The organism is Herbiconiux sp. L3-i23 (assembly GCF_023734115.1).
Classification (GTDB): Bacteria; Actinomycetota; Actinomycetes; order Actinomycetales; family Microbacteriaceae; genus Naasia.
Window position 1 is genome coordinate 1,455,659 of the sequence record NZ_AP025737.1, and the last position, 20,537, is coordinate 1,476,195.

19 protein-coding genes are annotated in these 20,537 nt (G+C 69.6%); 7 read left to right on the plus strand and 12 right to left on the minus strand.

Translation table 11 applies throughout. The annotated features are described in order from the left end of the window. Positions 1-68 precede the first annotated feature (68 nt). The 7 genes from NGH83_RS06805 to NGH83_RS06835 all read left to right on the plus strand — a co-directional run bounded on the left by NGH83_RS06805 (position 69) and on the right by NGH83_RS06835 (position 8,141). Positions 69-716 carry a hypothetical protein gene (locus NGH83_RS06805; RefSeq protein WP_251858305.1) on the plus strand — a complete coding sequence of 216 codons (648 nt, stop codon included), beginning with the start codon at positions 69-71 and terminating at the stop codon, positions 714-716. 292 nt (positions 717-1,008) lie between these two features. After that, entirely contained in the window at positions 1,009-2,496 is a 1,488-nt protein-coding gene (locus NGH83_RS06810) for a PTS transporter subunit EIIC (protein WP_251858306.1), read from the plus strand. Between the two features lie 62 nt (positions 2,497-2,558). Beyond that, positions 2,559-4,448 carry an FAD-dependent oxidoreductase gene (locus tag NGH83_RS06815; protein WP_251858307.1) on the plus strand — a complete coding sequence of 630 codons (1,890 nt, stop codon included), beginning with the start codon at positions 2,559-2,561 and terminating at the stop codon, positions 4,446-4,448. A 55-nt stretch (positions 4,449-4,503) separates the two neighbouring features. After that, positions 4,504-5,001: a PTS glucose transporter subunit IIA gene (locus NGH83_RS06820; RefSeq protein WP_251858308.1), complete on the plus strand. Its 498-nt coding sequence runs from the start codon at positions 4,504-4,506 to the stop codon at positions 4,999-5,001. Between the two features lie 4 nt (positions 5,002-5,005). Further along, positions 5,006-6,433 carry a glycoside hydrolase family 1 protein gene (locus NGH83_RS06825; protein WP_251858309.1) on the plus strand — a complete coding sequence of 476 codons (1,428 nt, stop codon included), beginning with the start codon at positions 5,006-5,008 and terminating at the stop codon, positions 6,431-6,433. Between the two features lie 13 nt (positions 6,434-6,446). Continuing rightward, positions 6,447-7,286 (plus strand): PRD domain-containing protein, encoded by an 840-nt coding sequence (locus NGH83_RS06830; RefSeq protein ID WP_251858310.1) that lies wholly within the window; start codon positions 6,447-6,449, stop codon positions 7,284-7,286. Positions 7,287-7,784: 498 nt separating this feature from the next. Further along, positions 7,785-8,141 (plus strand): STAS/SEC14 domain-containing protein, encoded by a 357-nt coding sequence (locus NGH83_RS06835; protein ID WP_251858311.1) that lies wholly within the window; start codon positions 7,785-7,787, stop codon positions 8,139-8,141. Positions 8,142-8,174: 33 nt separating this feature from the next. On the opposite strand, the gene NGH83_RS06840 is transcribed toward NGH83_RS06835, so the two are convergent. The 12 genes from NGH83_RS06840 to NGH83_RS06895 all read right to left on the minus strand — a co-directional run bounded on the left by NGH83_RS06840 (position 8,175) and on the right by NGH83_RS06895 (position 20,464). Continuing rightward, on the minus strand, positions 8,175-9,323 hold the full coding sequence (locus tag NGH83_RS06840) for a DUF4190 domain-containing protein (protein ID WP_251858312.1): 1,149 nt from the start codon (positions 9,321-9,323) through the stop codon (positions 8,175-8,177). A gap of 68 nt (positions 9,324-9,391) precedes the next feature. Beyond that, positions 9,392-10,333 carry a sugar kinase gene (locus NGH83_RS06845; protein WP_251858313.1) on the minus strand — a complete coding sequence of 314 codons (942 nt, stop codon included), beginning with the start codon at positions 10,331-10,333 and terminating at the stop codon, positions 9,392-9,394. Then, entirely contained in the window at positions 10,326-10,967 is a 642-nt protein-coding gene (locus NGH83_RS06850; RefSeq protein WP_251858314.1) for a bifunctional 4-hydroxy-2-oxoglutarate aldolase/2-dehydro-3-deoxy-phosphogluconate aldolase, read from the minus strand. Before NGH83_RS06850 ends, NGH83_RS06845 begins: the two co-directional genes overlap by 8 nt. Continuing rightward, positions 10,964-12,109 (minus strand): pyridoxal phosphate-dependent aminotransferase, encoded by a 1,146-nt coding sequence (locus NGH83_RS06855; protein WP_251858315.1) that lies wholly within the window; start codon positions 12,107-12,109, stop codon positions 10,964-10,966. The genes NGH83_RS06850 and NGH83_RS06855 overlap by 4 nt, the downstream gene beginning before the upstream one ends. A gap of 27 nt (positions 12,110-12,136) precedes the next feature. Beyond that, complete coding sequence (locus tag NGH83_RS06860) at positions 12,137-13,054, minus strand: amidohydrolase (RefSeq protein WP_251858316.1); 918 nt, start codon at positions 13,052-13,054, stop codon at positions 12,137-12,139. Between the two features lie 5 nt (positions 13,055-13,059). Further along, positions 13,060-14,055 carry an ABC transporter permease gene (locus NGH83_RS06865; RefSeq protein WP_251858317.1) on the minus strand — a complete coding sequence of 332 codons (996 nt, stop codon included), beginning with the start codon at positions 14,053-14,055 and terminating at the stop codon, positions 13,060-13,062. After that, positions 14,052-15,548, minus strand: a complete 1,497-nt coding sequence (locus NGH83_RS06870) for a sugar ABC transporter ATP-binding protein (protein WP_251858318.1) — start codon at positions 15,546-15,548, stop codon at positions 14,052-14,054. Before NGH83_RS06870 ends, NGH83_RS06865 begins: the two co-directional genes overlap by 4 nt. Positions 15,549-15,626: 78 nt before the next feature. Further along, positions 15,627-16,826 carry a substrate-binding domain-containing protein gene (locus tag NGH83_RS06875; RefSeq protein ID WP_251858319.1) on the minus strand — a complete coding sequence of 400 codons (1,200 nt, stop codon included), beginning with the start codon at positions 16,824-16,826 and terminating at the stop codon, positions 15,627-15,629. A gap of 19 nt (positions 16,827-16,845) precedes the next feature. Continuing rightward, positions 16,846-17,841, minus strand: coding sequence for an ABC transporter permease (locus tag NGH83_RS06880; RefSeq protein WP_251858320.1), 996 nt, complete (start codon positions 17,839-17,841; stop codon positions 16,846-16,848). Beyond that, positions 17,838-19,049 (minus strand): M20 family metallopeptidase, encoded by a 1,212-nt coding sequence (locus NGH83_RS06885; RefSeq protein WP_251858321.1) that lies wholly within the window; start codon positions 19,047-19,049, stop codon positions 17,838-17,840. The genes NGH83_RS06880 and NGH83_RS06885 overlap by 4 nt, the downstream gene beginning before the upstream one ends. Positions 19,050-19,109: 60 nt before the next feature. After that, a complete protein-coding gene (locus tag NGH83_RS06890) occupies positions 19,110-19,601 on the minus strand; it encodes a pyridoxamine 5'-phosphate oxidase family protein (protein ID WP_251858322.1) in 492 nt (163 codons plus the stop codon). Continuing rightward, positions 19,601-20,464 carry an IclR family transcriptional regulator gene (locus NGH83_RS06895; RefSeq protein ID WP_251858323.1) on the minus strand — a complete coding sequence of 288 codons (864 nt, stop codon included), beginning with the start codon at positions 20,462-20,464 and terminating at the stop codon, positions 19,601-19,603. The genes NGH83_RS06890 and NGH83_RS06895 overlap by 1 nt, the downstream gene beginning before the upstream one ends. Between the last annotated feature and the right edge of the window lie 73 nt (positions 20,465-20,537).

The window sequence follows — 20,537 nt, forward strand, 5'->3', positions numbered from 1 at the left end:
GCTCGCACGGTGCGAGAGCCGTGCCGGCGGACCCGTCCGCATCACGACTCGACACTGAGGAGCACACCATGACCACCACGGCCCCCGTCGCCGTCCCCGCCGCCCGGCACACCTCCGCAGTGGAAGCCCCTGCACCGACGCGCGACCGGCGATTCGGTCCCCGCGTCACCGGCGCTGTCTTCGCGATCGGCGGCGCCCTCTACTCGATCAGCCACGCACTGAACCTGCTCGGCTCGACCGGCATGAACAGTGCTCCCCACGAGATCGCGGCGAAGTACCTGTTCGGCATCGGCGCTCTCACCATGATGGCGAGTGCCGGCGCGCTGCTGCGCATGTTCCGCAACTCGCCGACCGGTCTCATCGGGACCGGCTTGCTCTGGTTCGGGATGCTGTTCATCGCCCTGTCCGCCTACTCGCAGCTCTACATCCTCCCGGTCGTCGGGTGGGAGACCTTGGGAGAGATCGATGAGCGGGCGTGGATCCCCGGACTGCTCGCGATGCCCGCCGTGCTCGGCGGACCTGTCCTGATCGCGATCGCCGGGCTCCGTCATCGCGTGGTCCCTGTTCCGGTCGCCATCGCGTTCTTCGTCGCGACGGTCGCGTTCCTCGCGCAGCCGGCGATCCCCGGTTCGCTGGCTCCGATCATGATCGGCACCACCATCGTCTTCGGTGCAGGCTACGCCTGGATCGGGATCCGAGCCCGTCGGTCCGCGTGACCGGCGCCCGCGCACCGTCGGGTGGTGCGCGGGAGGAGGGGCGGCCCAGGGGTGGGCTGCCCCTCATGTCTTCTCCGCCCGGCCTGCCTGCCGACACGCTCCCGTCGAATTTGCGGAGGCGGGGTCCCTCGGCGTTATAGTTCTGGCAACACCTCGGCCAATGAGGTTGTTACTCCCCGTGAGGCAAGACTCTTGGCCCGGCGTCATCACCAATTCATCGGTCGACGCTCGGGCTTCGTCTCACATCTTCTCGTGCGGCAACCGCCCGGCGTCTTTCATCACGGAGGACGACGTGGTCCAGAACACGAAATACGACGGCTTCGCCGCAGAGACGGTCGACGCCGTCGGCGGGCCGGGCAACATCAAGCAGGTCACCCACTGCACGACCCGCCTGCGGTTCCAGCTCAACGACCTCGGCAAGGTCGACAAGGCGCGCATTCAGGCGCTGCCCGAGGCGATCACCGTCATGGAGGCGAGCGGCGGACTGCACGTCGTGGTCGGCATGGGCGTGCCCGACGCCCACAAGGCCGTGGCCGCGATCCCGGGCGTCAACGCCGGCGGCGAGGTCGCCGCGACCAGCGGCGCCGGTGACGATGGAGCCGGCGACGCGACCGAGGCCCGCGCCACCCCGGCCGATCCGGACGCGAAGAAGCCGAAGGTCATCGACCGCATCCTCGGCACCATCTCGGCGATCTTCACGCCCTACATCCCGGTGCTCGCCTCGATCGGAATCATCAAGGGTCTGCTCGGACTCTTCGTCGGCTTCGGCTGGATGTCGGTCGAGTCGGACACCTACATCATCCTGAACGCGGCCCCCACGGCGCTGATCTACTTCTTCCCGATCCTGCTCGCCTTCACTGCGGCGAAGCAGTTCGGGGCCAACCCGTACGTCGGCGCGGTCATCGGCGCAGCGCTGCTCGAACCGGGTCTCGCGGCGATCAACGTGAGCGGCGAGACGGCCGACTTCCTGGGAATCCCGTTCCCGGCGCAGTCGTTCGCGAACACGGTCATCCCGATCATCCTCGGCATGTGGGCGTTCGGATACCTCGAGAAGGGCCTGAAGCGGGCCCTGCCGAAGATCACCCATCTGATCCTCGTGCCGGTCATCTCGGTGCTGGTCATGGTGCCGCTGATGCTTCTCGTCTTCGGCCCCGTCGGCTTCACCATCGCGAACGGCATCGCGTCGGGCTACAACTGGCTCGTCCAGTTCCCGATCGTGCTGAGCCTCATCTTCGGCGGCTTCTTCATCTACGTCATCATGATCGGCGCGCACTGGATCGTGCTGCCCATCCAGCTCGGCATTCTCGCCGACCAGGGCATGGAGTACTCGCTGGCGGCGGGCGGCATGGGCAACTACGCGCTGCTCGGCGTGACCCTCGCGGTGATGTTCTTCAACCGCGACAAGGCGACCAAGCAGGTCGCCGGGTCGGCGTCGTTCGTGAACGCCCTGTCGGGTGTCACCGAGCCGGGCATGTTCGGCGTCATCGTCCGCAACAAGCGCTACTTCATCACGTTGACCCTCGGTGGTCTCGCCGGTGGTCTGGTCTGCGGCATCTTCGGCACCTACATCACGGCGTTCGCCTTCACCGGCCTCTTCGGCCTGCCGGCGTTCGCGTCGTCGCCGACCGCGGTGCCGTACTTCATCGCTGTCGGCGTGACGATCCTCGTGTCGTTCATCGGCACGTTCTTCGTCGAGAAGGGCATGGCCCGATCGCTGCGTCGCAACGCCGGGGCGGACGAGACGGTGGGCGAGAAGCAGACCGCTTCCGTCCCCGCCTGACCGACCTGACGAGGGGCGGCCGGCCCGACCGGCGGGCCGCCCCTTTCGACAGAAAGAGCTCCATGCGTTTCCCCACACTGTTCAGCCCGTTGCTGCTCAACGGGATGATGACGAAGAACCGGATCGTCGCGACGCCGACGGGCGAGATCTTCGAGGACAAGGCCCTCGGCGGCGCCGGCATCGTGATCGCCGGACACGCCATCGTCGAGCCCGGGCACTCGAGCTACTCGAGTGCCGACGAGCCCGACGCGTTCTTCAAGTACGAGGTCGAGGACACCCGTCGCCGGGTGCTGAAGATCCACCAGGCGGGGGCGCGCGCCTCCATCGAGATCTTCCATGCCGGCGAGTTCGCCCGCGCCCACGGCTTCGTCCGCGGCCCCGTGTCGAAGACGCGCGACGACGGACTCGAGATCCGCGGCATGACCGAAGCGGACATGGAGCACGTCCTCGAGCTCTACAAGACCTGCGTCCGCAACGCCAAAGATGTCGGCTTCGACATGGTGTTCCTGCACTTCGGGCACGGCTGGCTGCCCGCCCAGTTCCTGTCGCCCCGCAACAACAAGCGCACCGACGAGTACGGCGGATCGCTCGAGAACCGCGCGCGCTTCCCGCTGCGCATCCTCGCCGCTGTGCGTGAGGCGGTCGGCCCGGACTTCCCGGTCGACATGCGCATCAGCGCCCACGAATGGGTGGCGGACTCGATCGCGTTCGAGGACGTCGTCGCCTTCCTGAAGATGGCCGAGCCCTACCTCGACACGGTGCAGATCTCGGCCGGCCTCGACATCGGCATCGAGGGCAACGTGCATATGGCGACCACGAACTTCGAAGAGCACATGCCGAACGCGCACTGGGCCGCCGAAGTGAAGCGCACCCTGTCCATCCCCGTCGGTGTGGTGGGCGCCATCATGTCGCCGGAGGAGGCGGAGGGCCTGCTCGCGAGCGGCGCCGTCGACCTCGTCGCCCTCGGTCGCCCGCTGATCGCCGACCCGAACTGGCCGCGGAAGGCGCAGGAGGGACGCGAGGACGAGATCGTCCCGTGCATCCGGTGCCTGCAGTGCTACCACATCGCGAGCGACCGCCGGAATGTGGGCTGCTCGGTGAACCCGCGCTACACCAACGAGTCGTTCGTGCCGAAGACGCTGACCATCGCGCCCCGACCGCGCCGCATGGTGGTCGTCGGTGGCGGACCCGGCGGTATCACCGCGGCCCTCGCCGCGTCCGAGCGGGGGCACGAGGTGACGCTCATCGACCGCAACGAGGAACTCGGCGGGCTGATGCGCTACATCTCTCGCGAGCACTACAAGCGCGACATCAAGAGCTACCACGAGTATCTTCTCGGCCGGGTCGCGAAGAGCCGCATCGACGTGCAGCTCGGCGTCGAGGCGACCCCCGAGTCGGTCGCCGCGATGGGCCCCGACATCCTCGTCCTCGCGCTCGGTGCGAAGCCCGTCATCCCGCGGATCCCCGGGGTCGACCTGCCGCACGTGTTCGACGGCAATCAGGCCATCGAACGCGAAAGCGAGATCGGCGACCGTGTCGTCGTGCTCGGCTCGGGCTCGGTCGGTGCTGAGATCGGGCTCGAGCTCGCGTCGCTGCACGGCAAGGACGTCACGATCGTCGACCGCGGCACCACCTTCGCCCGGCGCAACAACAAGCTCTACCGCGAAGGTCTGCGGCAGAAGCTCGTCGCCGCCGACACGCTCGAGATGGTGTGGGAGAGCACCTGCGAGGAGATCACGCCCGAGCACGTCGCCATCCGCGGCAAGGACGGCGAGATCAGGCTCGTCCCCGCCGACCATGTGATCCTGTCGGCGGGCATGCGGCCGCTGACGCGCGAGGCGCAGGCCTACTTCGGCATCACGCCCGAGATCGCGATGATCGGCGACTGCGTGCGCCCCCGCATCATCATGGACGCCGTCTTCGAGGGCCACACCTACGCGATGAACGTCTGACGTGTCGAGCAGCACCGCGCCACACGTCACCCCCGGAACCACTGCAAGGAGAACCATGTCTGACAACGCACCCGACCACATCATCACCGACGCGGGATCGGCCCAGTCGACCCGGACGATCGTCGCCCCTGTCGCCGGCGCGGTGGTCGCCCGTGAGGCGATCGGCGACCCCGTCTTCTCGTCGGGGGCGATGGGGGAGGGCGCGGGTATCCACCCGACCGACGGCACCGTTATCGCACCCATCGCCGGCGAGGTGATCGCGGCGATGCCGCACGCCTACGGCATCTCCGGCGGGGGAGTGGAGGTGCTCGTGCACATCGGCATCGACACCGTCGAGATGGGCGGCACGGGCTTCACGAGTGCGGTGACCACCGGTCAGAAGGTCGAACCGGGTGATGTGCTCGCCACCGTCGATTTCGGCGCCGTCCGCGCGGCCGGCTTCGACACCACCGTGGTGGTCGTCGTCACCAACAGCGCTGCCCTTGGCGGAGTCGACGCCACGGTCGCCGCATCGGTCGACGCCGGCGAGCCGCTGCTCACCGTGGGGCTCTGAGCTCATGGACTACCGCGAACTCGCCCCGTTCCCCGACGGCTTCCTCTGGGGCGCCTCGACCTCCGCCTATCAGACCGAGGGGGGCTGGGACGCCGACGGCAAGGGACCGTCGGTGATCGACGCCCGCACCGACTTCCCCGAGGGCACCACCGACTACCGCGACGGTGTCGACCATTACCACCGCTTCCGAGACGATGTCGCGCTCTTCGCGGAGCTCGGTCTCAAGGCGTACCGGTTCTCGGTGTCGTGGAGTCGCGTCATCCCCGACGGCGACGGCGAGGTCAACCCCGCCGGTATCCGCTTCTATCGCGAACTGCTCACCGAACTGCGCCACGCCGGCATCACCCCGGTCGTCACGCTCTACCACTTCGACCTGCCGCAGGCGCTGCAGGAGAAGGGCGGATGGTCATCGCGCGCCACCGCCGACGCGTTCGTGCGCTACGCGAGGGTGCTGTTCGAGGAGCTGGGCGACCTCGCGCCCTACTGGCTCACCATCAACGAGCAGAACATGATGATCATGCTCGGCGCCATGCTCGGCAGCGGCACCACCGGCGACCGCCGCGACATCTGGCAGCAGAACCACCACATGCTCGTCGCCCAGGCCGAGGTGATGGCGCTGGCCCACGAGCTGCTGCCCGAGGCGAAGATCGGCCCCGCACCGAACATCGCGTGCGTCTACCCGGCGACACCGCATCCCTTCGACGTGATCGCCGCGGCCGACTTCACCGCCATCCGCAACTGGCTCTACCTCGACGTCGCGGTGAAGGGCGTCTACAACCCGACCGCGTGGGCGTTCCTCGTGGAGCGGGGCTGGCAGCCCGAGTTCGCAGAGGGCGACGCCGAGAAGCTCGCGGCCGCGAAGCCCGACTTCATCGCCTTCAACTACTACACCTCGCACACGGTGGCCGCGCCGAAGGGCGACGGCACCGACATCCGCGACAACGGGGATCAGCACATCGTGCTCGGCGAGGAGGGCGTCTACCGCGGTGCCGACAACCCGAACCTGCCGCGCAACCAGTTCAACTGGGAGATCGACCCGGTCGGATTCCGCACCACGTTCCGCGAGATCTACGACCGATACCGCCTGCCGCTGCTCGTCACCGAGAACGGGCTCGGCGCGTTCGACGAGCTCACCGCCGACGGGCGGGTGCACGACGACTACCGCATCGAGTACCTCGAGCAGCACATCCGACAGATCCAGTACGCCATCACCGACGGGGTCGAGGTCATGGGGTACTGCCCGTGGTCGGCGATCGACCTGATCTCGACGCACCAGGGCATCCGCAAGCGCTACGGCTTCATCTACGTCGACCGCGACGAGTTCGACCTGAAGCAGCTCGCCCGGCACCGGAAGGACAGCTTCTTCTGGTACCAGGAGCTCATCCGCGGCAACGCGCTGCCTGAGCGGGCGTCCGTCGCCGAAGGTCGTTGAGGGGCAGCGGTCGATGAGGATCGTGAAGGTGTTCAACAACTCGGTGGTGCTCGCCGCCGACGACGAGGGACGCGAGACGGTGGTGCTGGGCCGCGGTGTCGGCTTCCAGCGGGCATCCGGTGACCCGGTCGATGAGGCGCTCGTGGAGAAGCGCTTCGTCCCCGGAGGCGCCGACGTGAGCGCGCGGGTCGCCGCGTATCTCGAAGACGTGCCGCTCGAGGACATCGCGGTGGCGCAGGAGATCGTCGTCGCAGCGCGTGCGGCGCTCGGCACCGCGGTCCCCGACACCGCCGTGCTGCCGCTCGCCGACCACCTCAGCTTCGCGCTGCGGCGCATCCGCGAGGGCATCGCGATCGACTACCCGCTGCGGTGGGAGGTGAACACGCTCTACCCGCGCGAGTTCGAGTTCGCCCGAACAGCGCTCGCCCTCGTGGAGCAGAAGCGAGGCGTGACACTGCCCGAGGGTGAGGCGGTGTCGTTGACCCTGCACCTCGTGAACGCGCAGTTCGGTGTCACCGAGATGGCGGAGACGATGCAGCTGACGACGGCGATGAGTCGCGCGCTGGCGCTCATCGGCGAGGAGCTCGGGGCGCCGATCGAGGAGGACTCCGTCGACGCGGCCCGATTCGTCACCCACCTGCGGTACCTGGTTGTGCGGCGGATGCGCGGGCTGCACCCGGCGAGCGTCGACTCGGCGCTCGGCGAAGCGCTGCGCACCGCCGACCCCGACGCGTACCGGGTCGCGATGCAGGTCGCCGACCAGCTCGCCGGCGACCTGGGCTGGGACATCGACGACGACGAACGCCTGTACCTGGCGATCCACGTCCGCCGCCTCCGCACAGCCCACCACTGAGGCGGCCGCCCGCGTACCCGCCCGTTGAGCGAAGCGATACGAAGGGGTGCATCTGGTCATTGAGGAGGCCGTTCACGGCCGTCGCGAAATGACTTGGGCTGCAGGACCGCCGCACTGGCGCACCCTGGAAGTCGTGTCGCATCGCGACGGGCCTGGCGGCCCTCCTCAGCGACCAGTGGCGGCGGGTGATTCGGGTCATTGAGGAGGCCGGCCACGGCCGTCGCGACATGACGTGACGCTGCAGATTCCCCGCACCGGCGCATCCGAGACTTGTGTCGCATCGCGACGGGCCTGGCGGCCCTCCTCAGCGACCAGAGTGGCCCGCTCGTTGAGCGAAGCGATACGGAGGGTGTGTCTGAAGTGCCCTCGTATCGCTGCGCTCAACGAGCGGCAGGGTGCGTGATGTCGCGCATCGTGACGGGCCTGGCGGCCCTCCTCGGCAACCGGGCGGGCGATCGGGGTCAGGGGGTTCGCAAGTCGTGCGGGTTGGATGAAATCATGTCGCTCACCTATGCCACCACCGAAGGAACCAATCTCGTCACCGTCGCGTTCGCCGGAGACCTCGAAGCCGACCAGGTCGACGCGTTGCGACGGCACATCGAGGGCGTCGTCGCCGAGCGCGGCAGCGTTCGACTGCTGCTCGAATACGGCAGCGCAGGCAAGGTCGAGCCAAAGGCGATCTACGAGGATCTCCGAAACGCCGAGTTCGTGAAGAAGATCGACCGTGCCGCCATCGTCAGCGACGCGTCTTGGCTCGGTGGTCTCACCTCGATCGCGAAGCACTTCGTGCCGTTCGACGTGAAGACCTTCCGGCCCGACGAGCACGGCGCCGCACTCGAGTGGGTCACCGACTGACGGCGACCCACTCAGGCGTCGGATGCTGCCTCGTCAGCGGCCGGCTCCCGCGAGGGTGCCGACCGTCTGCGCCGCCGGGTCGATGATCAGGCACGACACCAGACGGTCGCCGCCGGCCCACGACTCCTCGGTGGGCGCGAAGTAGGAGTAGTCGAGAGTCGACTCCTCGTACGACAGCCCGACGAAGGCGGGGAACGCGGCGTAGCATCCGTCGCTCGCGGCGAGGTCCACCTCATCGATCCCCGGGAAGGCGTCGCCCGGAACCTGGAACTCGGTGAAGACCTCGTAGTCGTGCGGGGCGGCGCAGTCGACCGCCTCGACGCTCGAGACCACGTCGGCCGACGCCTCGTTGAGGCAGTCGCCGATCTGCAGCGTGAACACGTCCACCGACTCGGGGGCGTCGTCGGAATCCCCGCCGAAGATGTCCTCCTGCGAGGGAGGGGCGCCGAGCGAGTCGCGGGTCGGGTCGTTCGCCTGCGACGAGGTGAACGCGGCGAGGGCGACGAGCCCGATGACGGCGAGGATCGTGAGCACCGTCATGATCGAGCCGACGACGATGCCGCCGATCGCGAGTCCGCGTCCCTTCTCACCGGTGCGCTTCACCTGCGCGAGCCCGACCGCGCCGGCGATGATGCCGCCGAGGGGGAAGAGGAAGCCGAGGATCAGCGCCACGATCGAGACGACGTTGGTGCGGTTCGCGTAGTCGATCGGCGGAGGGATGGACGCCGATCCGGCGCCGCTGTACGCGGGCTGCGGGGCCGGCGCCGCGCCGGTGACGTAGGCGGGCTCCGCACCGACCGGAACGGCGGCGGGGACCGATCCTTCGAGCAGCCCCTGCTCGGCGAGCCGGGTGCCGATGAGGTGCGCTGCTTCGCGCACCACGTCGGATGCCTTCGACGCCCCGATCACGCCGCCCTTGAGGAAGCCGCCGGCCGCGGAGTGCTCGAACTCGGCGACCGCTCCACCGTCAGTGGGAGTGACATGGACGTCGAAGCGGACGTGCATGTCCTGCCCGGCGAACGCGCCTGCGATGACGGTCGTCCCCAGGCTGCCGCGGGACACGTCGAGCGTGCCGGAGGGAGTCGATTGCACCGTGAACCCCTGCTCGGTGAGCACGGACGCAACGGCGTTCCGCGCGTCCTCGACGGGGATGTTGAGCCGCAGCTGCGCGGTCGATGCCATGAACGCTCCCAGAGCTAGACGCGACGCCCGTGCGGCGGCGCGATCACACCCTATAGATCAGCGGGGACTCAGCGGTGAACCTCGCCCGCCTGGTCGAGCAGATGCAGATCCTCGCGGGAGGGGAGACCCTCCCAGTCGCCTTCGACGGTGACGGCGAAGGCGCCGCACTGCGCCGCAGTGGTGAGCCGTTGCTCGGGCGACCCGCCGGTCACGAACTCGGCGAGGTAGCCGGCGGTGAACGCGTCGCCCGCGCCGACCGGATCGATCTCGGTGACCCGGAACACGGGCGCCTCGTATCGTGCGCCGTCGATGATCGCGGTCGCGCCGGCGGCGCCGCGTTTCACGACGACCTCCGCGGCCCCGAGCTCCGCGAGCGCGTCGACCAGACGGTCGTCGTCGGCGCTGTCCACCAGCAGACGCGCCTCGGCGACGCCGGCGAAGAGGATGTCGGCGCGAGCGGCGACGCCGCGCAGCACCTCGCCCGCCTCGCCGTCCTTCCAGAGAGTCTTGCGATAGTTGACGTCGAACGACACCGTGGTGCCGACCTCGCGCGCGATGTCGATCGCGTGATCCACGGCGGCGCGGGCGGTGTCGCTCAGGGCGAGCGTGATCCCCGTCACGTGCAGCACCGACGCGGCCTCGATCGCGGCGCGGTCGACGTCCTCGGGGGTGAGGCGCGAGCCGGCGCTCGCGCGACGGTAGTAGAGGACCTTGCTGTGCTCGACGGTGCGCCGCTCCTTGAAGAGCAGTCCGGTGTTGGCGACGTCGTCGACGATCGCGTCGGCCGTCACCCCCTCACCGCGGAGCACCGAGGTGATCAGCCGACCGAACTCGTCGTCGCCGACGCGGCCGAGCCAGCGGGAGTCGACACCGAGGCGGGCGAGGCCGATCGCGACGTTCGACTCCGCGCCGGCGACACCCAGCCCCAGCGCGTGGGCGTGACGGAGGGGTCCGGTGATGGTGGAGGAGATCCGCGCCATCGACTCGCCGAGCGTGTAGACCTCAGCCACGGGAGGACACCGCTTCGACCGCGGTCCGTGCGCGGGCGGCGAGGTCGTCGAGCGACCCGCCCTTCAGCGCGTCGCCGAGCAGCGGCGACCCGAGCCCGACCGCGACCGCGCCGGCGGCGAGGTAGGCGGGGATCGTGTCGAGGTCGACCCCGCCGGTGGGGACGAGCGGGATGTAGTCGAGCGGTGCCAGCACGTTCTTGAGGTACGAGGGGCCGCCCATCGCGCTGGCGGGGAACACCTTCACCGCGGTTGCGCCCGCGCGGTAGGCGGTGACGATCTCGGTGGGGGTGAGCGCGCCGGGGTACCACCCCATGCCCGCGGCGATGCCGGCCTCGCCGACGAGCAGGTTGGTGTCGGGGGAGACGAGGAACTGCGCCCCGGCCGCCGCCGACTGCTCGACGTGCTCGACCGACAGCACGGTGCCCACACCGACGAGCAGGTCGTCGCGCGTCGACAGGGTCGCGACGGCCTTCTGCCACCCGGGGGTGTTGGTGGTGACTTCGAGGCAGCGCACACCGTTCGCGACGAGGGTCTCGCACACCGGCAGCACGCGGTCGGCTTTCCCACCGCGGATAATCGCGATGATCGGGCTCTCCTGCAGGACGGTGGGCAGCTGGGCGGTGAGGGCGTTCATCGCATTTCTCCGATCCGCTCGATTCCCCGAGCGATGTCGTCGCTGTCGGCGGCCAACGACAGCCGGGCCCACCCTTCGCCGCCGGCGCCGAAGGCGGTGCCGGGGGCGATGGCGACCTGGTGTTCGGTGAGGAGGCGCACGGCCCACTCTTCGACGTCGCCTCCGGTGAGGGCCGACACGTCGATCCAGATGTAGAACGCTCCGCGTGGTTCGATGAACGGCACACCGATCTCGGTCAGCTTCCGCATGGCGAGCTCGCGCCTCGAGGCGTAGGTGTCGCGCATGAAGGCGACCTGGTCCTGCGGGCCGGTGAGGGCTGCGATGGCGGCCGCCTGAGCGGGGGCGTTCACGCAGGCGACCATGGGCTCCTGCAGCTTCGCGGCGATGGGGGCGACGCCCTTCGGGGTGACGAGGTAGCCGACGCGGACGCCGGTCATCGCGTACGTCTTCGAGAACGAGAACGCCGAGAGGACGACGCCCTTGGTGTCGAAGCGGGCGGGGGAGACGTGCTCGACTCCGTAGGTGAGCGCGTCGTAGCACTCGTCGGAGAGCAGCCAGATGTCGTGGCGCTCCGCGAACCGGACGAGCTCCTCGATGACCTCGCCCGGGATGACGGTGCCGAGCGGGTTGGACGGCGAATTGACGATGATCACCTTGGTCGCAGGGGTGACCAGGGCTTCGAGGTCGGCGATCTCGGGGATGAAGCCGCGCTCGGGCTTCAGCGGGTAGCGCACCGGGGTGGCCTGCAGCAGGCCGACGGCCATGGCGTAGTTGGGCCAGCCGGGGTCGGGGATGAGCACCTCGTCGCCCGAGGCGATGATCATCGAGAGGGCGAGGTGCAGCGCCTGCGCACCGCCGGCCGAGACGACGATCTGGGTCGCGTCGGCGTCGATGCCGTTCTGCTCGCGGATCTTCTGCGCGAGTGCGGCCTGCAGCGCGGGCACGCCGGCGTTGGGCACGTAGTGGGTGTCGCCGCGTTCGTACGCCTCTTCGGCGGCGCGGATGACATGGTCGGGCGGGGTGAAGCTGGGCTCGCCGACGTGCATGCCGATGAAGGGTTTGCCGAGCGCCCAGGCGGCGTCCATGACGCGGCGGATGCCGGAACGGGGCATGGTGTCGGCGGCGGGAGTGACGAGAGGCATGGTGGTGCGGGTGCTCCTAGTGGTGGTTCAGGCGGTGCGGGAAGCGTCGGTGTCGCGGTCGTCGGTGCGGCGATCGTCGGACAGGGAGAGCAGGCGGGCGACGGTGCCCCCGAGGATGAGGGCGCTGTCGTCGGCCGAGAGGCCGGGCAGGGTGCGGTCGACGATCTCGTGGGTCGCCGCGTAGCCGGGGACGTCGTCGATCCAAGGCGAGTCCGACCCCCACAGGGTGCGGTCGGCGCCGAACGCGTCGACGAGACGCGCGCCCGCGCCGTGCAGGTCGACGTAGGGGTACGCATCCGCGGAGAGGGCGTAGTGGCCCGAGAACATGAGGTGGAAGCGCCGGTGCCGGGCGAGGCGCTCGATCCGGGTCAGCTCCTCCTCGGGCAGCGGGTCGGTGAACCGGGGGCGTCGGTGCTCATCGACCGTCATGTCGTGCGGGGCGAAGCCGAGGTGGTTGAGCACGACGGCGAGGTCGGGCACGAGCGCGCCGAGCTCGTCGAGCAGGGAGGTCTGCTCGGGCGGGAGGTAGCTCCACAGCGCGATGCCCTGCCCCGCCAGGTACCGCAGCGCCGGCAGCATGGGGGAGTCGGCGAGGGCTGTTCCGGGGTCGCCGAGCCACATGGTGCGAAGCGCCCGGAACGGGAACCCCTCGTGGCGGGCGCGGAGCGCGTCGACCGGGTCGACGCCGCCGCGGCCCTGCTCGGCGGGGGACGCGACGGCGACGGTCGCGAAGCTGCCGGGCAGCTCCTTCGCCACGGTCGAGACGTAGTCGTCGTGCGAATCGAGCGGCACGAGCACGGCGCCGTCGATCCCCTGCTCCGCGAGGCGTTCCCGGTAGGCACCGATCGGCGCGATGCGGGCCTCGGGCGCGAGGTCGTCTATGCCGCGCGGCGAGGAGCTCGCCGCGACGAAGACGTGCGCGTGCGCGTCGATCACGAGGGTCACGGGCGCTACCGCCGTCGCTTCGCGACGAACACGGCGACGGCCGCGATGATGATGATGCCGCGGATGAGGTCGGTGATCGTCGACGGGAACTGCAGCAGCGTGATCGAGTTGGTGATCAGCGACAGCAGGAGCACGCCGCCCATCGTGCCGAGCAGCGTGCCCCGGCCTCCGAGCAGCGACGTGCCGCCGATGACGACGGCGGTGATCGCCGACAGCTCTAGGCCGGCGCCGGCGGTGGGGGAGCCGATCGACGAGCGCGCGGCCAGCAGGATGCCGCCGATGGCAGCGAGGATCCCGGAGACGACGTAGACCCAGATCAGCACCCGGTTGGTACTGATGCCCGCGGCGCGCGCCGAGTGCAGGTCGCCGCCGACGGCGAAGACGGCCTTGCCCCAGACGGTGCGGGTGAGCAGGAACCAGAGCGCGGCGACCGCGACGACGAGCACGAGGAAGGTCAGCGGGATCGGGCCGAGGCGGGCGAACGCGAAGTCGGAGAGGGCCGAGGTGACCTGACCCGCCGGGGTGCTGCTGATCCAGAGCGCCGCGCCGCCGACCAGGTAGAAGGTGCCGAGCGTCACGATGAACGGCGGCATGTTCAGCAGCGTCACCAGGACGCCGTTGACGAGGCCGATCAGCGCGCCGAGCGCCAGCATCCCGATCAGCACCGGTGCCGTGCGGATCGGGTAGGCATCGATCAGCACGGCGGTCAGCAGACACGTGATGGTGACGTTCGAGCCGACCGAGAGGTCGATGCCGCCGGAGAGGATGACCGTGTGTTGGCCGAGGGCGACGAGACCGAGCACCACCGCCGAGGTGAGCAGGGCGGCGATGTTGCCGGTGCTCCAGAACCCCTCGCCGCGCAGCACCGACAGCACGATGATGAGGGCGGCGACGATGAACCAGACGGCGGCGCCGCGACGGACCGCGAGTGCGACCCAGTTGCGTCGAGGTTTCGCCGGAGCGGGTGACGGGGGAGCGGTAGCGGGCGCGGTGGCGGTCATGATTCGGTTCCCAGGGCCAGGTGCATGATCTTCTCGGACGATTCGGGATCGCGCTCGACGTCGCCGACGACGCTGCCGTCGCGGAAGACGAGCACGCGGTGAGCGAGGCCGATGACCTCGGGCAGCTCACTGGAGGCCACGATGATGGCCATGCCCGACGCGGCGAGCTCGGTGATGATGCGGTAGATCTCGCTCTTCGCGCCGACGTCGACCCCGCGCGTGGGCTCATCGAGCAGCAGGACGCGAGGGCCGACGCGCAGCCACTTCGCGATGACGATCTTCTGCTGGTTGCCGCCCGAGAGCTGCTTCGCGAGCTGGGTGCCACCCGCGGCGCGGATGCCGAGCCGGCTCTGCTCCTCGGCGAAGGCCGCCTTCTCCTTGCCGCCCCTGATCCATCCGGCGGTGCTGATGGCGGGAAGGGAGGTGAGGGTGGTGTTCTGGCTGATCGGGAGGTCGAGCACGAGCCCGTCTCGCTTGCGCTCCTCGGGGACGAGAACGACGCCCGAGTCGATGGTCGCGCCGAGCGAGGCGCGCAGCGGGCGTCCCCCGACGGTGACGGATCCGGTGCCGCGACCGCGGACTCCGGCGAGGGTCTTGAGAAGACGGGACCGGCCCGAGCCGACGAGGCCCGCGAGGCCGACGATCTCGCCGGCGCGGACGTCGAGGCTGACCGGCTTGCAGTCGGCGCCGTACGGCACGAGGTCCTTCACGGAGAACACGACGTCGTCGCCGTGGGCGGCGGGGTCCGGGAAGACCGACTCGACCTGCCGGCCGACCATCTCGCGCACGATCCGGTCCATCGAGTACTCGGAGGCGGGGCCCGTCGAGACGAACTTGCCGTCGCGGAGGATGGTGACGTCGTCGGCGAGGGCTTCCACCTCGTCGAGGAGGTGGGTGATGTAGACGACCGCGGTGCCTTCGGCGGCGATCGAGCGGACCACGCCGTGCAGTGCCTCGAGCTTGTCGCCCGAGAGCACGGCGGAGGGCTCGTCGAGGATGAGCACGTTGCTCTTGCGAACGAGGGCCCGTGCGATCTCGATGAGCTGCTGGTTCGCGAGCGACAGGTCGCCGGCGATGCCATTCAGATCCAGGTCGCCGAGGGCGACCCGTTCGAGGGCGCGCCGGGCGTGCTCGCGCTGCTCGCGCAGCTTGAGCACGCCACGGCGTGCCGACTCGTGGCCCATCATCACGTTGTCGAGCACCGTCATCTCAGGGAGCACGGTGAGCTCCTGGTAGACGGGCGTCACCCCGAGGGCGAGTGCGTCGCGGGGGCTGCCGAAGCTCACGTCCTTCCCCTCGACGACGACGGTCCCGCTGTCGGGGGTCTGGTCGCCGGTGAGGATCTTGATGAGCGTCGACTTGCCCGCGCCGTTCTCGCCGAGCAGCGCGTGCACCCGGCCGGGAGCGACCGAGAGGGTGACGTTCTCGAGGGCCCGGACACCCGGGAAGGACTTCGTCACTTCCCGGGCGCCGAGGGCGATGGTTTCGGCCATGAGCCTTTCCTTGCCTGTTACTTCTTCAGTCCGGTATCGCTACCGAGGGGTATCGCTACCGAAGGTCTGATCGGTGGATCAGGCCGAGCACATTCCGAGCTCGACGAGCAGGTCCTCCGGGGCGCTGGAGGGGACCAGGAGGCCTCCGTCGCAGTCCTCGCGGGCGTACTGCGCGCCGTCCTCGTTGGTGAAGCTCGGCGAGTCGATGTAGACCTTGTTGAGCACCGGCTCGCCCTGGACGAGCGCGAGGGCGGTGTCGAGGCAGGTGCTGCTCATCTCCGGCGGGAAGGTCGACAGCGCGTACTTCACATCGGTGCCGTTGGTGGCGAGGAGGAAGTCGTTGACGGCGTCACCGGTGATCGGCGGCACCTCCTTGCCGGCTTCCTGGTACGCCTGCACCACACCCACGCCGCCGTAGCCCGAGTCGGACCAGATGGCGTCGAGGTCGGGGTAGCTCGCGATGAGGTTCTGCGCGACGGTCTTCGCGACGGTGGGCGACCACTCCGTGTACTGGGTCGTGACGACCTCGATGTCGGGGTAGTTCGCGAAGGTCGCCTCGGCGGCGGCCTTCTGGTACTCGGCCGTCGGCACACCGGCGAGGCCGGACAGGATGGCGACCTGGCCCTCTCCGCCGATCTGCTGCGCGATCCACTCGGCGTAGGCCGAGCCGAGCAGGTCGTACTGACGGGTGACCGTCGAGGTGACGTTGCTCGAGGCGGGCAGGATACCCGAGCAGGCGACGACGGGGATGCCCGCGTCGGTGGCGGCTTTCACCTGTCCGGCGATGCCGTCACCCATGGGGACGACGACCATGACGTCGGGGTCCTGGCTGGTGAGCTGCTCGATGTTGTCGACCTGCGTGGTCGCGTCGCCGTTGGCGGATGCGTACAGCACGTCCACGCCGAGCTCGTCGGCGCGGTAGTTGAAGGCTTCCTCGCTCAGTACACCCCACGAGTTGTTGGGGCCCTGCGCGGCGAAGGCGACGCGGTAGGTGTCGCCCTGCTTCGGCTCGGCGGTCCAGGCCTCGGCGTCGACCTCGCAGACCTCCTCCTCGACGGGGGTGAAGTCCGCGAGCCCGAACGCGTCGGCGACGGACGACCACGACGACTCGTAGGTGGCCTGTGCTTCCTCGGCGTTGATGCAGTCCTCGGCGGTGGCGGAGCCGCCCTCGCCTTCACGCTCGGCGCTACAGCCGGCGACGGCGATGAGCGTGGCGAAGCCGACTGCGGCGGCGGCGACGCGGACGAGTCCGCGGCGACGGAACGCTGTGTTCGTCATTGCTTTCCTTTCGAATGTGTTACTTGGAGGGTGTTGCGGTGGTGCGGAACGGAAGTCGGATGCGGCGGCCCTGCAGGAAGACCGCGAGCAGGATGACGGCGCCCGAGACGACGAGCTGAGCGCCGCCCCCCGCGCCGAGCTGGATGAGCCAGGTGAGCAGCACCGAGAGCAGGACGACGCCGAGCACGGTCTGCGAGATGCGGCCCTTGCCGCCGGTGAGCGCGATGCCGCCGATGACGGCCGCGGCGACGGAGTCGAGGTCGAGGTTGCCGACGAGCGCCGAATCGACGAAGCCGATGAAGCTCGAGTTGACGAGTCCGGCGAGCACCCCGAGCAGGGAGGAGAGCACGTAGCAGGAGGCGACCACGAGCCCGGTGCGCACACCCGACATGCGGGCGGCGTCGATGTTGAGTCCGGTCGCGTACACGCGGCGGCCGGCGGTGGTCTTGGCGAGCACGACGGCGGCGATGATGGCGAGGACCGCGAACACGATGAGCGGGGTGGGGATCTCGAAGATCCGACCGCCGCCGAGCCACGACAGCGACGGCGGAATGCGTCCCGACGGCGCACCGCGGGTCCACGCGATGATGACGCCCTGGATGAGCACGAAGGTTGCGAAGGTCGCGACGAAGGGGGGAACGTTGCGCAGCACGACGAGGCCTGCGTTGACGAGGCCGACGACGAGGCCGGCGAGGGCGGCGAGCAGCACGCCGACGACGAGCATGCTGTCGTCGCCGGAGCTGTAGGTGGCGAGCACGACCGATGACAGCGCCATGACGCCGCTGATCGAGAGGTCGATGCCGCCGACGAGCAGCACGAGGGTCTGGCCGAGCGCGGCGATGCCGATGAGGCCGACCTGGAACAGCACGAGGCGCAGCACGTCGAGGCTGTAGAACTGCGGCGTCGTCACGGCGGCGAGGATGAGCACGACGACGAGGCCGGCGAGCGGCGCGAGCACGCTCGAGAAGCGGCTCACCAGCGTCGGGGTCGCGGCGGTTGCGGGGGCGGTCGTCATGGTCGGTCCTCTCGCGACGAGGCGCAGAAGTCGGTGATCAGGGCGCGGTAGAGGTCGACGCTGCGGCGCACCGCGTCGACGGAGACCCATTCGTCGGCGCCATGGGCGCGGGAGATGAGGCCGGGCCCCAAGGCGGGGAGGCTCGGGATGCCGTTCGGTGCGAACCAGCTCGTGTCGGTGGTGCCCGGGAAGACCGTGAGCGGCAGGGAGGCGCCGAAGACGTTCTCGGTGACCCGCTGGATGGAGGCGACGAGAGGGTCGGCGGCGCGGACGCGGGTGCCCTCGATCCAGTGGTGGGGCGCGTTGTCGAACTCGACGGCCACGTCGGCGCCGGTGGCGGCGGCGCGCGGGGCGACGGCGGCGCGGAGGTCGGCGAGCAGTTGCTCGTCTGTCATCCCGGGGATCGTGCGCACCTCGACCGTGGCGGTCATCTCCTGGGGAAGCACTCCGTATCCGACGCCGCCGCGGAAGGTGAGGGCCGGGTTGACGGTGGCGCCCCAGTGGCGGAGGTCGTCGGTGTTGTCGGGGACGGTGACCTCGACGACACCGGCGAGCGACTGCAGCGCGTCGGCGAGGTCGAGTCCCGCGTTGCGGCGGGGCAGGATGGTCGACAGGCTCGAGTGTCCCTGCACCGCGGTCGCGGTGAGCGTGAACCGGCCGAGGCCTCGGCTCACGAGGTGCAGGCCGTCGAAGTCGTCCTCGATGCCGCCCGGCTCCCCGATGACGAGGGCGTCGGCGGAGAGGTCGAGCGCACCCGACGAGAGGTACTTCGCGCCGTAGGTGGAGCCGTCCTCCTCATCGGCGGTGAGCAGCAGGGTCAGCCGGCCGGCGGTGAGCGCTCCGGCGTCGACGACGTCGCGGGTGGCGACGAGCATCGCGGCGATCGCCGCCTTCATGTCTCCCGAGCCGAGCCCGTAGAGACGGTCGCCGTCGATGTCGGCACCGAACGGGTCGACGGTCCACTTCGCTGCGCCCACCGGCTTGGTGTCGAGGTGCCCCGAGAGCACGAGGTGGGAGCCGCCCGTGCCGAAGTCGATCGTCGCCACCAGGTTCGGTCGGTCGGGGGCGAGCGCGTAGACCTCCGCGGCGGGCAGGCCGGCATCCGCGAGCCAGTCCTGCACGAGTGCGGCGACGAGGGTTTCGTCTCCGTCGTACACGGGGCTCGGCGTGCGGATGAGCTGCTGGGCCAGCTCGATCACATCGTTCATCGGGGGGTTCCTGCTCGGGGCATGGTCAGGGGCGGGAGGGGAGTGAGGGGTGTGCTCCGCTCACTCCTTGTACTTGTTCGCCCATTCGACGCCCTGCCAGGTCTGCATGGCGATCGGGTCGAGGCGGAAGAGCCAGCGCTGCTTGTCGCGGGTGGGCTCGAAGTACTTGAGACCGTTCTCGCCGAGGTAGCGGATCGACATGCGCTCGGCGATCGGCACCCACGCGCCACCCACGTTCGGCTCTTCGATCAGCACCGCCTTGCACTGGGCGGACACCTTGCGCTGGCCGCCCTCCTCGTCGATGGTGATCGCGCAGCGCTCGTCGTCGGCGAGCATCTGCGCCCACGCCGACTTCTTGCGGGGGATCACCCAGAACGACTCGCCGTCCCACTCGTGCCAGCACGGCACCACGTAAGGCCAGCCGTTGCCGTCGAGGGTCGCGAGGCGGGTGATGATGCCCTCGCCCAGGAACGCGTCGAGTTCGCCGCCGGCGAGCTTGCCGATCTTGCCGCGCCAGCTCTCGTCCTGCGCTGCGACGTCCTGCTCTGCCATCAGATGGTTCCTTCCTGCTGTGCCGCGAGCGCGGCGGGGGGCTGCGGGGCCGCGGTCGCGGCGGAAGTCGGGGTGCGGTAGCCGGCGCGGAACGACAGCTCCATCGCCGTGGCGACCACGCGGGGCGCGAAGCGTTCGACGTCCTCGTGCGAGAAGCGGTACGCCGGCGCCGACACCGAGATCGCCGCGACGACCTCGCCGAGATGATCGCGGACGGGGGCCGCGACGCAGCGCACGCCCTCCTCGTTCTCGATCTCGTCGATCGCGTAACCGCGTTCGCGGATGACGTCGAGCTCGGCGAGGAGCTCGGTCTTGTCGGTGATCGTGTTGGGGGTGCGACGGATCAGCTCGCCCTGCAGCAGCGCGTCGCGCTTCTCGTCCGACGAGTAGGCGAGCAGGGTCTTGCCGATGCCCGTGCAGTGCAGCGGGTTGCGGTGGCCGACGCGCGAGACGGGGCGGACCGGCTGCGGGCTGCTGACGGCCGCGACGTACAGCACCTGGTTGCGGTCGAGGATGCCCATGAAGCTCGTCTCGTTCGTCTCTTCGACGAGGCCCTCGATGAGATCGAAGGCGAGTCGCGAGATGTCGAGCCCGTCGAGGAACGCCTGACCCCAGCCTGCGACTCGGGGTCCGAGGCTGTAAAGCCCTCGCGAATCGACTCGGACCATTTCCAGCTCGACGAGCACGTCGACGAGCCGCACCGCGGTGGCGTGGGGGAGTCCGGTCGCTCCGACGATGTCCGTCTGGCGGAGCGGGCGGGTGCTCGCGGCGAGGAGGTCGACGATCGCGACGCCCTTCACCAGGCCCTTCGCCGATCCGGAAATGGACGAGAGGTCCAATCTGCTTTCGGACATGTCGTCCATATTGGCGATCGTGCGCCGCGACGCCCAATCCGGGCGCACGATTTAACACACCGTTTACATGCGGTGAACGGTG

What these genes read in the sequence shown, in the direction of transcription:
- NGH83_RS06885 (WP_251858321.1), bottom strand. Translation starts at nt 19,049, where the DNA reads ATGAACGATGTGATCGAGCTGGCCCAGCAGCTCATCCGCACGCCGAGC.
- NGH83_RS06875 (WP_251858319.1), bottom strand. Translation starts at nt 16,826, where the DNA reads ATGACGAACACAGCGTTCCGTCGCCGCGGACTCGTCCGCGTCGCCGCC.
- NGH83_RS06895 (WP_251858323.1), bottom strand. Translation starts at nt 20,464, where the DNA reads ATGGACGACATGTCCGAAAGCAGATTGGACCTCTCGTCCATTTCCGGA.
- NGH83_RS06840 (WP_251858312.1), bottom strand. Translation starts at nt 9,323, where the DNA reads ATGGCATCGACCGCGCAGCTGCGGCTCAACATCCCCGTCGAGGACGCG.
- NGH83_RS06830 (WP_251858310.1), top strand. Translation starts at nt 6,447, where the DNA reads ATGAGGATCGTGAAGGTGTTCAACAACTCGGTGGTGCTCGCCGCCGAC.
- NGH83_RS06825 (WP_251858309.1), top strand. Translation starts at nt 5,006, where the DNA reads ATGGACTACCGCGAACTCGCCCCGTTCCCCGACGGCTTCCTCTGGGGC.
- NGH83_RS06865 (WP_251858317.1), bottom strand. Translation starts at nt 14,055, where the DNA reads ATGACCGCCACCGCGCCCGCTACCGCTCCCCCGTCACCCGCTCCGGCG.
- NGH83_RS06890 (WP_251858322.1), bottom strand. Translation starts at nt 19,601, where the DNA reads ATGGCAGAGCAGGACGTCGCAGCGCAGGACGAGAGCTGGCGCGGCAAG.
- NGH83_RS06880 (WP_251858320.1), bottom strand. Translation starts at nt 17,841, where the DNA reads ATGACGACCGCCCCCGCAACCGCCGCGACCCCGACGCTGGTGAGCCGC.
- NGH83_RS06855 (WP_251858315.1), bottom strand. Translation starts at nt 12,109, where the DNA reads ATGCCTCTCGTCACTCCCGCCGCCGACACCATGCCCCGTTCCGGCATC.
- NGH83_RS06820 (WP_251858308.1), top strand. Translation starts at nt 4,504, where the DNA reads ATGTCTGACAACGCACCCGACCACATCATCACCGACGCGGGATCGGCC.
- NGH83_RS06850 (WP_251858314.1), bottom strand. Translation starts at nt 10,967, where the DNA reads ATGAACGCCCTCACCGCCCAGCTGCCCACCGTCCTGCAGGAGAGCCCG.
- NGH83_RS06835 (WP_251858311.1), top strand. Translation starts at nt 7,785, where the DNA reads ATGTCGCTCACCTATGCCACCACCGAAGGAACCAATCTCGTCACCGTC.
- NGH83_RS06870 (WP_251858318.1), bottom strand. Translation starts at nt 15,548, where the DNA reads ATGGCCGAAACCATCGCCCTCGGCGCCCGGGAAGTGACGAAGTCCTTC.
- NGH83_RS06815 (WP_251858307.1), top strand. Translation starts at nt 2,559, where the DNA reads ATGCGTTTCCCCACACTGTTCAGCCCGTTGCTGCTCAACGGGATGATG.
- NGH83_RS06805 (WP_251858305.1), top strand. Translation starts at nt 69, where the DNA reads ATGACCACCACGGCCCCCGTCGCCGTCCCCGCCGCCCGGCACACCTCC.